We start from the raw sequence: 12717 nt of genomic DNA on the forward strand, positions 1-12717 counted from the left end.
CGCTAACCCCTGCTGGTGCCGTTATGCGGGACCAATTCGCTCCATCAGGCTCATATGGGATGAGCCATCGTGGCGCTTGAGATTCTGGCGATACTCAAACTGGCGCTGGCTCTCCTGCTTGAGCCCCAGCATCAGCGAATAGCACATCGCCAGCATAATCACCGAGAACGGTAGCGCCGCTATGATGCTGGCCGCCTGCAAGGCTGCCAGGCCGCCGGAAACCAGCAGGATAGCGGCAACCAGCCCCTGCCCCAGACCCCATACGGCGCGGTGCAACACCGGCGGCTCCTGATCACCGATGGAGAGCAGAGTGGTGATGACCAGCGTGCCCGAGTCACTGGAGGTGATGAAGTAGGTGCAGATGAGCAGGGTCAGCACAGCCTTGGCGATCCAGCCGAAGGTATCCCAGTGCAGCAGTTCGACCGTCTTGTAAAGCGCCAGCGTCACATCCTGATTGACCGCAGCCACCACACCGCCACCACCAAACAGCTCCAGATTCATCGCCGTACCGCCAAACACGGTGAGCCAGAACATGCCGAGCAGCGAGGGCACCAGCAGCACGCCGAGCACAAACTCGCGGATAGTACGCCCCTTGGAGATGCGGGCGATAAACATGCCGACAAATGGCGCCCAGGCAATCCACCAGCCCCAGTAAAACGCCGTCCAGCTCGACTGCCAGGCCGAAGTGCCGTTGGCCTCGGTGTTGGTCCAGAAGCTCAGTTTGACGATGTTCTGCAGGTAATCACCAATGTTCTGCACATAGGCGTTGAGGATATAGGTGGTCGGCCCCAACACCAGAAAGAGCGCAAGCACGAATACGCTCAGCCAGATATTGAGCTCGGAGAGGATCTTCACCCCGCGCCCGACCCCGGAGACTGCGGACAGAGTGGCGATCAGGCTAATGCCACCAATCAGCCAAAGCTGGTTGGATTGCGATACGTCCATGCCGAACATCTGGTTGAGACCGGTATTCATCTGGGAGACCCCCAGACCGAGGGAGGTCGCCACCCCGAACACGGTACCGAACACAGCCAGCACATCGGCCGCATGGCCCCAGAAGCCGTAGATCCGCTCGCCAAGGATGGGATAAAGCACAGAGCGGATCGCCAGCGGCAACTTGCGGCGATAACTGAAGAAGGCCAGCGACAGGCCAACGATCACATAGATTGCCCAAGGGTGCAGACCCCAATGGAAGAAGGTGAGGCGCATAGCGATCTGGGCCGCTTCCGGGGTCATCCCTTCGGTAATGAATGGATTGCCCTGCAGATGGTTCATCGGCTCGGCAATGCTCCAGAACACCAGACCGATACCCATGCCCGCGCTAAAAAGCATGGAGAACCAGGCGAAGTAGCCGAACTCCGGTACCTGGTCGTCGTCACCCAGCCGGATGCTGCCAAAACGGCTGAACATCAGGTAGACAGCGAAGAACAGGAACAGGGCGACTACCAGAATGTAGTACCACTTGAACCCGGCAATGATCTGATCCTTGGCACCGACAAACCAGGCGGCCGCGGTATCGGGAACAAATACGCCAAACAGCAAAAACAGGGTGATCACGGTGAGGGCCGTCATGGCCATGGTGGGGTTGAGGCCTTTCAATAGCCCTTTGCTTGCTCGCATCCAGCCTCCTTAGTCGTTGTTGAAAAAGTCTTCGCCTACATGATCACCGGCACCGCCGATGGCGCGATAGACCAGTTTGCCGGCTGCCTGTTCGCGGTGATCCACCAGCGAAACCGAGGGCTGGCCGTTCACGGCGTGACGCTTGCCAAGGAAGATGGCCATGGGGACGCCCAGATTGGAGATACCGCTGGTGATCCAAAGGCGGTTGAAGTCGTAAGAGCCACCGATAAACTCCAGCTGGGCCAGGCCGGTATCGAGGCCGGTCAGATAGAAGTTCATGGCACTTTCGTCAGGAAAGAGGTGCACCAGCACATAGGCGTAGCGCAATTCATTTACCAACTCCTTTAGGTTGAAAGTACCTGTCTCGCTGCAAGAGAGGGGTAACTCACCATCATAGTGGTGTACTTTAAGGTTGTTGGGGTCTTCATCATAGGCAGGCTGATAGCGCACAAAAGCCGAGGTATCCGGCAGTTCATAGCGCACTCTGACCACACGTAACTCGGCCACCAGAGACTTGATATCCAGCTCGTCATTCATCATTTCGCTCCTCAAATGTCAGGGTGAATTCCGTGAAATGCCCGTCAACCTAACACAAAATTAGTTAGAGCAGAAATTATTACATCAAAAACCATATTGACCTTGTGACGAATTAGGCGGAAAATTTTGCTCCTCTCCATAGCCCTCCAATGACGCACACCCCATGGAAAAACATGATGAAGTGCTGGTCGCCCTGCGCCAGATTATTCGTGCCATCGACATGCACTCCAGGCGCTTGATTAAAGAAGCCGGGCTCACCTCCCCGCAACTCTTGCTGCTCAAAGGGATCGACGAGCTGGGACAGATCTCCATGCGCCAGCTGGCCGATCACACCAACATGAGTCAGGCCACCGCCACCACCATCATGGACCGATTGGAGAGCCGCCAACTGGTGCAGCGCGTTCGCAGCAATACCGACAAGCGCAAGGTTCACGCGACACTGACTGACGCAGGCCGCGCCCTGCTGGCCCAGGCCCCCACCCCGCTACAAGAGCGCTTCATCCAGCGTTTTCAGGCGCTGGAAGCGTGGGAACAGACCCTGCTGCTCTCCTCCCTGCAACGCATCTCCTCCATGATGAATGCAGACGAAATCGACGCAGCCCCGGTGCTGAGCGTCAGACCCCTCACCGAAGAGCAGGCATAAGCTGCTGAACAATTTCAGGCATAAAAAAAGCTCCCGAAAGGGAGCTTTGTTCTATCAGGGGTCGTAGAGGATTACTCTTCCAGGCTGATCCCGATATTGGAGACGCCATCCTGAGAGGCGAATGCTCTGATGGCCAGGATACGATCGCTGTCGCGCTCATGGGCAACCCGCTTGAGCAGTTCAACCTGGAACTCCAGCTCAGCTTCCATGTACTCGTGCTCGTAGAGCTCCTCTTCGGTCAGATCCCGCTCTTCCAGCAGCTCGATAAAACCGGCCACGGTACCGACTGACGCATGGCTGGCATCGTTGGCCTCTTCGCCGACCCGGCAGATCACCGAGTTGTAGGCGCAGCCCAGCGCAACACAGGCATCCAGCGCAGGATAGGCACCGTAGGATTCAAACTTGCGGGGATCCGGAATGTGAGACTCGAACTCTTCGAGAATGGCACCCAGATTGACCCTGGATCCCTTGACGGTGAGGTAGACCCACATCTGATCCAGCGCATGCCGGAAAGCACCAGCATTGCCAAAGCCGGAGGCCTGACAGAACAGGGCATAGTTGGGGTACATGCGCTCTGCCAGCGCCAGGGTGTAGACGGTCTGTTGCCAAGGCTGTAGCTCGGCCAGTCGCTTATAAAACTTGTCACCAAACACTGGAGTCGGATCCTTTGCAAAATGTGGGGCAGATTGTAGCCCACGAGGGGCGTGGCGAAAACGAAAAAGCGCCCTGGTCGGCTATGTTGCGCTGGCAACTCGGGTAAGATGGGACGAGAGCGGCATCTTGTCGCGCCGCAAATTCTGATAAGGAACAAGAGTATGAGCCAACGTACCCTTCTTTTGCTCAGCCAGGATAATGCTCACTACGAACGTCTGCTAAAAGCGGCCAACCTCCCTCATCTGCGCATTCTGCGGGCCGACAACCCGAGCGATGCCGAACAATTTATCGGCGAGGCCCATATTCTGCTGGCCGAGCCAGCCCGCGCCAAGCCACTGCTGCCCAAAGCCAACAAGCTGAGCTGGTTCCAGTCCACCTATGCCGGGGTCGACGTGCTGCTCGATCCGGACAGTCGTCGCAACTATCAGCTCACCAACGTGCGCGGCATCTTCGGCCCGCTGATGAGCGAGTATGTCTTTGGTCATCTGCTTAGTCTGACACGCCAACTTCCTCTCTATCGGGAACAACAAAGACAACGACTCTGGCAGAGTCACCCCTATCAGGGGCTCAAGGGGAAAACCATGCTGCTCCTGGGTACGGGCAGCATTGGCCAGCATATCGCCCACACCGGCAAACATTTTGGTATGAAGGTGCTGGGCATCAGCCGCAGTGGTCGGGAGCGTGCCGGGTTTGACCAGGTTTATCAGCTGCCTGCGCTCAACAAGATGCTGGCGCAGGCCGATGTGATCGTCAGCGTGCTGCCTGCCACCCGCGATACCCGTCATCTGTTCAATGCCACTCGCTTCGAACACTGCAAACCGGGCGCCATCCTGTTCAACGTCGGTCGCGGCAGCGCCGTGCACTCGGGTGACCTGCTCACCGCGCTGCGTACCGGCAAGCTGGCAATGGCGGTGCTGGATGTATTCGAGCAGGAGCCGCTGCCCGCCGACAGTCCACTGTGGGGACAACCCAACCTCATCGTCACCCCCCACAACAGCGCCTACAGCTTTCCAGAGGATGTGGCCCAGATATTTGTACGCAACTACATTCGCTTTATCGATGGCCAGCCACTGGATGGCAAGATTGACTTCGACAAGGGTTACTGACCAGCACTACGCATGCAAAAAAGGCCCCGCCAGTCTGGCGGGGCCTTTTAATTTCAGCTAGTTGCTACAGCGATTAACCGGCGGCCAGCTCCTTGCGGTAGCTCTTCACCTTGGCCAGGAACTGGCGACGCTCCTTGCCACTGAGCGGTTCAGCCATCGGCAGCTTGGCGGTCATGGCATTAACCGGACGGTTGTTGATCCGCAGCTCGTAATGCAAGTGAGCACCAGTCGAGCGACCGGTGTTGCCGGAAAGGCCGATCTTGTCGCCCATCTTCACCCGCTGACCGGTTTTGACCAGCAACTTGCTCAGGTGCAGATAACGGGTAGAGAGGGTTCGACCGTGCTTGATGACGATATAGGTACCCGCCAGCGGGTGGCTGGTCGCCTTCTGGACCACACCGTCACCCGTGGCCAGTACCGGGGTACCCACCGGAACGGCAAAGTCGGTCCCCTCGTGGGGACGGATAGCACCAGTCACAGGATGCTTGCGCGCGGGGTTGAAGTTTGAGCTGATCCGGTAACGACTGTGGGTCGGATAACGGCGGAAACCGCGCTCCAGGCTGTTGCCCTGACCATCGTAATAGTTGCCATCATCGGAGAGCCAGGCCGACACCGTCTTGCCCTGACTGATCATTTCCACACCCAGCAACTGGCTGTTACCGGTGCTCTTGCCCTCGACCGTCTCCTGGCGTACCAACACCTTGAATTTATCGCCCTTTTTCAGATCCTGAGCAAAGTTCATCCGCCACTGGAACAGGTTGGCAATCTTCTGGATATGAGTGGCAGGAATGCCTGCATTGCGGGCACTGACATAGAAACTGCCGTTGATCACGCCATTGTAACGCTGCGGCTGCCACTCGACCTTCTCGTTGATCATGGAGGCAGTATAAGCATCGTCACTGCGCGACATCACCAGCGTCTGCTTGATGTTCAAGCGGATCTTGAGTTGTTGCAGAATGTTGTCCTGATCGATCAGTAGCTCTATGGTCTGGCCCGGTTTCAATCTGGCCAGATAGTTCTTGCTGTCCGCATCAAGTACTTTGTAGAGAGTAGTGGTAGAGAGTCCCAGATTGTTAAAAATGGCGGTCAGGTTCTCACCATTACGCACTCGGTAATCCTGCCACTGCGGTGCGGTATCAACAGGGATATCGTCCTCTGCCGCACTCTGATCAACCAGTTCGTGGTCGGGGATTTCGTTAAAATCGGTGTTGTTTTCGTTGGTTGCTGTACCGGCGGTATCAATGGGCAACTCAAGGCGAAGAGGCCGCTCCAGGATATCCCCCGGCGCTGGCAGCAATGCCACTGCTGACAGGGTCATGGCCGTCAGCATCAGCATGGCGTAAAAATGTTTGCGGGGAACCGGTGGTTCCCAATTGGCAGCCTGTGCTACCAAGGGACGGAGACGTTTCATCCGCTATCCTGTATTTAGATCCAAGAGAGAGTATTGCGATGTCAGTTGTGACAAAACCGTATAAAACTGTTTTTTGGACAAAACAAATTACAAATAGTTCATCACAATCTGCATGAACCTCACATTTTATGCATAACACGCCCTGATGGGCAGAAATGATCGCCTTTTTTAACTATTTTTTCCTATTTTTAAGAGCTGGGTCGGACTCGATTCGGCATTAAAAACTCAAATGTTGCGATAATTTTTCCATGGAGTGGATATGACGTTATCAAAACTGTTGCGCTGGATAATCCTTGTACTGTTCCTGATTGGTGCAGTTATGTTGTTCGTTCTTGAAGTCTCCACGGTCCGCCAGTCAATCCTTGATCAGATGTCGGCCAATCTGGAGACCGCCATCACAGCCCTTGGACTGGTACTTCAAGGCACCCTGCTCAATGATGATCAGGTGCTGGCCGAAACCATTGTCAATGCCATGTTTGACGGCGGCTTCGTCAGCTCGGTTATTCTGGTTGATCCGGATGGCCAATTGCTGTTTCAGAAGGTATTCCACTCTACCCAGCAAAATGTCCCTGGCTGGCTCCCTTCTGTTATCGGCATGCCACCCGTCAAAATTGAGCAAGAGTTGACAGATGGCTGGCGCATGCTGGGCACTCTGACCCTTGAGGGGCATAGCGGCTACGCCTATCAGCACCTGTGGAATGCCATCAGTCGCACCGGTCTGGCGCTGTTGGCGGGCCTCGTCGTATTTACCCTGATCATCTCCCTGGTGTGCAAACGCCTGCTGCAGCCCCTGGAGCAGATCAACCTGCAGCTGATCCGTATCCGCAAACACCAGTTCAACAGCACCCTGCCCACTCCCTGGTTGCAAGACCTCAAAGAAGTGGCACTTTCCATCAACCAATTGGTTTCCGAACGCAAACGGGATCTGCTGCAACAACGACTCAAAATCACCCAGCTGGGAAAACAGCTGCCACTGACGCCCCCACAGCCGCTGCAAGGAGTGAGCCCACTGCCGGAAGGCGGGCAACTGCAAAAATTTGTCTCCACACAAGGGGAGATCGCGCTCTATCAGCGTTTCTTGCCCAGTCAGCCCCTCGGTGCCGACAGCGCTCTCGCAACCATCCAGAGCGCCCTGCAACAGTGGCAGCACTCTCACATAGAGGGGATCTTGCTGCCCCTCTCCCTGCTCAATCACCCGCAATGGTCCGAGATCTTCCCCCTGCTAAGCCAGGGCCGCGGCAAAACACTGGATTGGCGCTGGGATGTGGTCACCTTTCCCGCCCACGGCCAAGCCATATTGGCTGCGTTGCAGGAACAGGGGTGTGAGCTCGCCTTCAGCGCCATTCCCCTCAATGCGGATACCTTCAATCAACTTGACCCGCTCAATCCCATTTTTATCAGCTGTCAGCTGACCGATGAGCCGCTCTACTGGAATCTGCTCTCCCAAACCATGCATGCCGCCGGTTATACCCTGCTGGCAGAATCGGGAGAGTGTCGCGACATCGACAAACTACGGACCTGGGGTATCGATGGTTATGCCAAGGAGGCGCAATCATGAGGAAGCTCGCTATGCTGTTGCCTCTGCTGTGGCAACCCTGCTTGATGGCTGAAACCGTCACTATCGCCACCGGGGGTGAGCAGGGGATTTATCACCAGATAACCAAAGAGTTTTGCCGTCTGGCCCATGAGGTCGATGAGCAACTTGCGTGCACACTGCAGAGCTCATCGGGTTCAATAGAAAACCTGAAGCTGCTGAAGAGTGGCGAGACCTCCTACGCCATGGTGCAGTCAGACTGGCTGTATCAGGCAAGCAAAGGCTTGGGCCCTTTTACCACCCAGCCGCAACCTGAGCTGCGCGCCCTGTTTGCCACCCATGCCGAACCCTTCACCATAGTGATTCGTGCCGATGGCGATATCACGTCACTGGAACAGCTTAAGCTCGCCCCCATCGACATGGGGTTGAAGAACTCGGGAACCCGCCAGACGGCGCTGGCTCTGTTCAACATCTTGGGAGCGAAAGAGCAGGAGCTCGATCTGAAGAGCATGGCCAACCTGCCGGATGCGCTCTGCAGCAAGCAGATCGACGCATTTGCATTGGTGATGGGGCATCCCAACCGGATTGTGCTCGACACCGCCAAACGTTGCGCGGTCAGTTTCCTCCCCGTCGATGGGGCCACCCGGGATCAGCTACTCAGAGGGGTCAAATATTACCAACGCAGTCAGGTGCCCGCCCGCATCTACCCCGGCAATCTGAAGGCGACCCCCACATTTGCCATTGCCGCCACCCTGGTCACCAATGCCAGCATGCCGGAAGAGTCTGTCTATCGTCTGACCAAGGCCATGCTGACCCAGCAGACCAAGTTCAATGAGCAGACTTATGGCTACGCCAATATGTTTCACCGGGCACGCAATAAAACCGGTCCGGTGCTGAGTATTGAGCAGCATCCGGGCGCGGCGAAATATTTCGAGGAGCTGAAAGCGGCAGGCAAGCTATAACTGACGACGGGGAGAGCGCAGTTGCTCGCTGGAGAAACGGGTCTTCATCGATGTCCACTGCGCCAACCGATCGGCACTCCCCGCCAGCGTCCCTTCCCGCCGTGACTTCATGATCCAGATGCTTTTGGCATCGAAACTGTAAACGGGAATGAGATCGGTACGCTTGCTGCCCGGCAGGATCCGGCTGTTGATGTTGTCGAGCACCAGTGGATCAGCCTTGGGCGTCGGGAAGTAGAGCGTCACCATGTGGAATTGGTTGTAACGCACCGCCTTGACGTAGGCCAGCCGCAGCTTCTTCTCATCCACCCCCAGCTCCATCAGGGTGTAGTACTTGGAGATGCTGTAATCCTCGCAATCCCCACCCCGGGCACCGATGAACTCCAGCGGATTGGCCCAGTAATCCTCATCCCCCCACAGCTTGGGATCCTCGCTGTAGGTGAGATTGTTGAAGTAGTTGTTCACCAGCTCGATCTTCTGCTGGTCGGTTGTACCCGATCTGGGGGTGAGCAAGCGAGAAAATGCCTCGGCCCGCTGGATGGCCCTGCCACCATACACTTCCTGCAGCTTGGCCCGCAGGTCCGGACTGGCAATATATTCGGAAAGGCGCGAAGCCTGCACACTGGCGCAACATAGCGCCAGTGTGCAGGCCGGGATCAACAACCATTTCATACCGGACACTCCATGTCAGATGCTGGAGGTCAGTATAGTCCGTCCGGATGAGAGACTCAGCCGCTAATCAGCGACATTGGGCAAATGCGTCCGCCAGTTGTTGCATGAATTGGGGATAACCATCCGGGCCAAGCGGCACCTGTTCACCCACCTCATCAAGCAACAGCACCTTGGCGCCAGTATTGCGTGCCACCGATTCGATCACTGCCGGTGAAAATTGCGGCTCGGCATAAATGCAGCTCGCCTGCTTCTCTTCCAGTGCCTTGCGGATATCCACCAGGGTCTTGGCGCCCGGGCGACGCTCAGGGCTCACGGTAAAGTGACCTTTTGAACTCATGCCGTAATGGCGCTCCCAGTAGCCATACGCCTCGTGGAAGACAAAGTACCCCTTCTCATTCACTGCCTTCATCTGGCCGGCAATCACCTTGTCCTTGGCATCCACCTTGGCATCAAATGCCGCGAGGTTGGCGTCATAGCGAGCCTGATTGGCCGGATCCAGCTTGCCCAATTCACTTGCGATCGCCTTGGCAATCACCTTGGCCTGCGTCGGGCCAAGCCAGATATGGGGATCGACCCCTTCGTGATGATGTCCCTCATGCCCTTCATCATGATCATGGTTGCCGTGCTCGTGGGCGGCATGATCGTGATCATCATGGTCATGGGAGTCATGACTATCCTGAGTCGCGTAGTTGAACAGCGGCATTCCCTCAACCTGAGTCAGGGCCAAAGCATGGGAATGATTGGCCAGCGGCTTGGCCATAAACCCTTCCAGCTCGGGGCCAACCCACACCACCAGCCCAGCACTGTTGATGCTGCGAATATCGGACGGACGCAGGGAGAAATCGTGGGGAGAGGCACCGGTCGGCAGCAATACCTTGGGCTCGCTCACCCCGTCAGTGATCGCCGCAGCGATGAAGCCAAGGGGCTTGATGGTGGTCAGTACCTCAATGGCACGAACAGGCAAACTCACCGCCAGCAGGGCAGTGAAAAGCGCAATAATTCTCATTGGTGAATCTCGTCAGGGGGTGAGTATGTGATAATATAACAGCTGCTTTTTGTTATATTATAACTCTCACTGGCTGTAAACCCCGGAGTTGTCATGAGCCAACTGGTAGAGCTGAAAGAGGTCTCTCTCTCGTTTGATGGACGCTCTGTGCTCGACAAGGTCTCCTTTACCCTCAATAAAGGCAAAATCACCACGTTAGTCGGCCCCAACGGGGCAGGCAAGAGCACCCTGAGCAAGCTGGTGCTGGGTCTGCTCACGCCGGATTCGGGCAAGATCACCCGCAGCCGCGATCTGAGAGTCGGCTATGTGCCCCAGCGCCTCTACCTGGATCCCACCTTGCCGCTGACGGTGCGCCGCTTCTTGCAACTGGGCAAAAACAGCCGCCTCTCCATCGAGGAGGCGCTGACCCGGGTGGGCGCAGAAGGATTACTTGAGAACCGGATGCAGAAGCTCTCCGGAGGCGAGATGCAGCGGGTGCTGCTGGCTCGCGCCCTGCTGGTCAAGCCCGAGCTGCTGGTGCTGGATGAGCCGGTGCAAGGGGTCGATATCACCGGCCAGATCGAGCTCTACGCCCTGATCGGCCAGCTCGCCGCCGAATTCAATTGCGCCGTGCTGATGGTCTCCCACGACCTACATCTGGTGATGGCCAGCACCCACGAGGTGATCTGCCTCAATCGCCACGTCTGCTGTCATGGCGAGCCGGAAAGCGTGGCCCGCCACCCCGAATTTGCCCGTCTGTTCGGGCGACCGGAGCAGGAGGTGCTGGCGGTCTATACCCACCATCACCACTGCGATGGCGAACACCATCATCATGAACCGCAGGCCCCCATCATCCGCCTGCCTTCTCGCAACAACGCTCACAGCAAATAGCGCAAGCAACAGGACATTCAAGTGGACAGCTTTCTGTTATACGCACTCGCGGCCGGTCTCGGCATCGCCCTGCTGGCCGGTCCCCTCGGCAGCTTCGTGGTATGGCGCAAGATGGCCTATTTTGGCGACACCCTTTCGCACGCCTGCCTGTTCGGCATAGCACTGGGCATTCTGCTGCAGGTCGATCTCACCCTGGCGGTAGTGGTCTGCTGCCTCGCCATGGCGATGCTGCTGGTGATCATGAGTCGCAACCAGCAGGTCGCGACCGATACCCTGCTCGGCATTCTGGCCCACAGCGCCCTGTCGCTCGGTCTGGTTACCTTGAGTTTTATGGATAATGTGCGGGTGGATCTGATGGCCTACCTGTTTGGCGACCTGCTCTCGGTACAACCGATGGATCTGCTCTGGATCTACGGCGGTGGCGCGCTGGTACTGCTCACCCTGTGGCGCTTGTGGGATCCACTGCTCTCCATGACCATCTCGGAAGAGCTGGCGCGGGTAGAAGGGATCCGGGTCGATATGTTGCGCTGCGTACTGATGCTGCTGATTGGGCTGGTGATCGCCGTGGCGATGAAGTTTGTTGGCGCGCTGATCATCACCTCCCTGCTGATCATCCCCGCCGCCACCGCCCGCCGTTTCAGCCAGACACCGGAGCAGATGGCTGGCTTTGCCGCGCTGATCGGCTGTCTCGCCGTGCTCGGCGGGCTGACCCTCTCCTGGTACCAGGACACCCCGGCTGGGCCTTCGGTCGTCGTCTGCGCCACCAGCCTGTTTGTACTGAGCCAGTTCAAGAGAGCGTAACGGTGCAGGCTAGAGCGGCATGCTCTGGCGTGTCTCCATCATCAGCCACTGGCGCAACCGGCTGATGGCGGGCTCATGGGCCCGCGAGCGCTTGCAGGTAAAGTAGAAGGCATCCCCCGTCTCCAGCTGGTGTACCGGCAAGGCCACCAGCTGGGGATCATCGGGTCGCAGCATATAGTCATTCACAAATGCCACCCCCTGATCCCAGGCCGCCGCCTCCATCGCCAGCAGCACATGGCTGAAATGGTGCATCCGCGCCTCGTCCGGAATCACCAGCCCACCCGCCTTGGCCCAGCGCAGCCAATCCTCCCCCCTCGCCTTGTAGATGGACTGCACCGAAAGCAGCGGCAGCTGCCAGATGGCATCAGGCCACTCCCCGCTGACCTGCTGCAACAGACGGCGACTGCAGACCGGAAAGAGCCGCTCCTGATAGATAAGATCGTGACAGTAACCACGCCCGTGGGGTGAGACGGTGATAAAGCAGTCCGCCACCCTATCGGAGAGTTCGGGATCCTCCGCCACCATCTCCAGACTCAAGTCCAGCTCGGGGTAGAGCTGGCGCAATCCGGCCAAGCGGGGGATCAGCCATTTCACCGCAAACGAGCTGTAGACCGCGAGGCGCAACCGCATCTCGCCGCCACCGCGCAGCTGTTCGCTGCTCTGGGCAATCTGGCTAAGCCCGGCAGCAATCCCTTCGAAGTAGCTCTCCCCCTGGGTTGTCAGCGAGAGCAACCGCCCCTGACGCAGCAGCAAGCGCTCACCCAGAAAATCCTCCAGCAGACGAATCTGGTGGCTGACCGCACTCTGGCTGACGTTCAGTTCCAGAGCGGCGCGGGAGAAGCTGAGCAGCCGGGCCACCACCTCGAAATATTGCACCGCACGCAGGGGAGGAAGCTTCATTATC

General features: G+C 57.5%; 13 protein-coding genes. 6 read left to right on the forward strand and 7 right to left on the reverse strand.

Annotated elements, in window-relative coordinates; genetic code table 11:
- Positions 1-21: 21 nt before the first annotated feature.
- A complete protein-coding gene (locus G5171_RS13260) occupies positions 22-1620 on the reverse strand; it encodes a BCCT family transporter (protein WP_005363036.1) in 1599 nt (532 codons plus the stop codon).
- Between the two features lie 9 nt (positions 1621-1629).
- Complete coding sequence (locus G5171_RS13265) at positions 1630-2157, reverse strand: hypothetical protein (protein WP_005335836.1); 528 nt, start codon at positions 2155-2157, stop codon at positions 1630-1632.
- A 163-nt stretch (positions 2158-2320) separates the two neighbouring features.
- Between G5171_RS13265 and G5171_RS13270 the strand changes: the two genes are divergently transcribed.
- Positions 2321-2800 carry a MarR family winged helix-turn-helix transcriptional regulator gene (locus G5171_RS13270; RefSeq protein ID WP_013723454.1) on the forward strand — a complete coding sequence of 160 codons (480 nt, stop codon included), beginning with the start codon at positions 2321-2323 and terminating at the stop codon, positions 2798-2800.
- A 71-nt stretch (positions 2801-2871) separates the two neighbouring features.
- Here G5171_RS13270 and G5171_RS13275 read toward each other — a convergent pair whose 3' ends face one another.
- A complete protein-coding gene (locus tag G5171_RS13275) occupies positions 2872-3453 on the reverse strand; it encodes a YjaG family protein (protein ID WP_021231718.1) in 582 nt (193 codons plus the stop codon).
- 162 nt (positions 3454-3615) lie between these two features.
- Between G5171_RS13275 and G5171_RS13280 the strand changes: the two genes are divergently transcribed.
- Positions 3616-4560, forward strand: coding sequence for a D-2-hydroxyacid dehydrogenase (locus G5171_RS13280; RefSeq protein ID WP_288727236.1), 945 nt, complete (start codon positions 3616-3618; stop codon positions 4558-4560).
- A gap of 73 nt (positions 4561-4633) precedes the next feature.
- Here the strand turns inward: G5171_RS13280 and mepM are convergent, their stop codons facing one another.
- Complete coding sequence (gene mepM, locus G5171_RS13285) at positions 4634-5971, reverse strand: murein DD-endopeptidase MepM (protein WP_005343143.1); 1338 nt, start codon at positions 5969-5971, stop codon at positions 4634-4636.
- Positions 5972-6230: 259 nt separating this feature from the next.
- On the opposite strand from mepM, the gene G5171_RS13290 reads away from it, so the two are divergent.
- A complete protein-coding gene (locus G5171_RS13290; protein WP_421212937.1) occupies positions 6231-7529 on the forward strand; it encodes a LapD/MoxY N-terminal periplasmic domain-containing protein in 1299 nt (432 codons plus the stop codon).
- A complete protein-coding gene (locus G5171_RS13295; protein WP_421260302.1) occupies positions 7526-8467 on the forward strand; it encodes a TAXI family TRAP transporter solute-binding subunit in 942 nt (313 codons plus the stop codon). The genes G5171_RS13290 and G5171_RS13295 overlap by 4 nt, the downstream gene beginning before the upstream one ends.
- Here the strand turns inward: G5171_RS13295 and G5171_RS13300 are convergent.
- Both G5171_RS13300 and znuA read right to left on the reverse strand, forming a co-directional pair.
- Entirely contained in the window at positions 8462-9136 is a 675-nt protein-coding gene (locus tag G5171_RS13300; RefSeq protein WP_421260303.1) for a transglutaminase-like cysteine peptidase, read from the reverse strand. The two genes, G5171_RS13295 and G5171_RS13300, sit on opposite strands and share 6 nt — an antisense overlap.
- Before the next feature lie 67 nt (positions 9137-9203).
- Positions 9204-10142, reverse strand: coding sequence for a zinc ABC transporter substrate-binding protein ZnuA (gene znuA, locus G5171_RS13305; protein ID WP_421250984.1), 939 nt, complete (start codon positions 10140-10142; stop codon positions 9204-9206).
- Positions 10143-10235: 93 nt separating this feature from the next.
- On the opposite strand from znuA, the gene znuC reads away from it, so the two are divergent.
- Together znuC and znuB are read left to right on the forward strand one after the other, a co-directional pair.
- The gene (znuC, locus tag G5171_RS13310) at positions 10236-11012 is read left to right on the forward strand and encodes a zinc ABC transporter ATP-binding protein ZnuC (protein WP_040067025.1); all 777 of its coding nucleotides are present in this window, start codon (positions 10236-10238) and stop codon (positions 11010-11012) included.
- 21 nt (positions 11013-11033) lie between these two features.
- Positions 11034-11813 (forward strand): zinc ABC transporter permease subunit ZnuB, encoded by a 780-nt coding sequence (gene znuB / locus G5171_RS13315; RefSeq protein WP_236358704.1) that lies wholly within the window; start codon positions 11034-11036, stop codon positions 11811-11813.
- 9 nt (positions 11814-11822) lie between these two features.
- On the opposite strand, the gene G5171_RS13320 is transcribed toward znuB, so the two are convergent.
- Positions 11823-12713, reverse strand: coding sequence for a LysR substrate-binding domain-containing protein (locus G5171_RS13320; protein WP_421244399.1), 891 nt, complete (start codon positions 12711-12713; stop codon positions 11823-11825).
- Positions 12714-12717 lie beyond the last annotated feature (4 nt).

It is taken from the genome of Aeromonas sp. 600774, from assembly GCF_049175075.1.
In the GTDB taxonomy this organism is placed as follows: Bacteria; Pseudomonadota; Gammaproteobacteria; order Enterobacterales; family Aeromonadaceae; genus Aeromonas; species Aeromonas veronii_A.

Excerpts from the sequence above, each read along its gene's own strand:
- G5171_RS13260 (WP_005363036.1), bottom strand. The coding sequence starts at position 1,620 with ATGCGAGCAAGCAAAGGGCTATTGAAAGGCCTCAACCCCACCATGGCC.
- G5171_RS13265 (WP_005335836.1), bottom strand. The coding sequence starts at position 2,157 with ATGAATGACGAGCTGGATATCAAGTCTCTGGTGGCCGAGTTACGTGTG.
- G5171_RS13270 (WP_013723454.1), top strand. The coding sequence starts at position 2,321 with ATGGAAAAACATGATGAAGTGCTGGTCGCCCTGCGCCAGATTATTCGT.
- G5171_RS13280 (WP_288727236.1), top strand. The coding sequence starts at position 3,616 with ATGAGCCAACGTACCCTTCTTTTGCTCAGCCAGGATAATGCTCACTAC.
- mepM (WP_005343143.1), bottom strand. The coding sequence starts at position 5,971 with ATGAAACGTCTCCGTCCCTTGGTAGCACAGGCTGCCAATTGGGAACCA.
- G5171_RS13290 (WP_421212937.1), top strand. The coding sequence starts at position 6,231 with ATGACGTTATCAAAACTGTTGCGCTGGATAATCCTTGTACTGTTCCTG.
- G5171_RS13295 (WP_421260302.1), top strand. The coding sequence starts at position 7,526 with ATGAGGAAGCTCGCTATGCTGTTGCCTCTGCTGTGGCAACCCTGCTTG.
- G5171_RS13300 (WP_421260303.1), bottom strand. The coding sequence starts at position 9,136 with ATGAAATGGTTGTTGATCCCGGCCTGCACACTGGCGCTATGTTGCGCC.
- znuA (WP_421250984.1), bottom strand. The coding sequence starts at position 10,142 with ATGAGAATTATTGCGCTTTTCACTGCCCTGCTGGCGGTGAGTTTGCCT.
- znuC (WP_040067025.1), top strand. The coding sequence starts at position 10,236 with ATGAGCCAACTGGTAGAGCTGAAAGAGGTCTCTCTCTCGTTTGATGGA.
- G5171_RS13320 (WP_421244399.1), bottom strand. The coding sequence starts at position 12,713 with ATGAAGCTTCCTCCCCTGCGTGCGGTGCAATATTTCGAGGTGGTGGCC.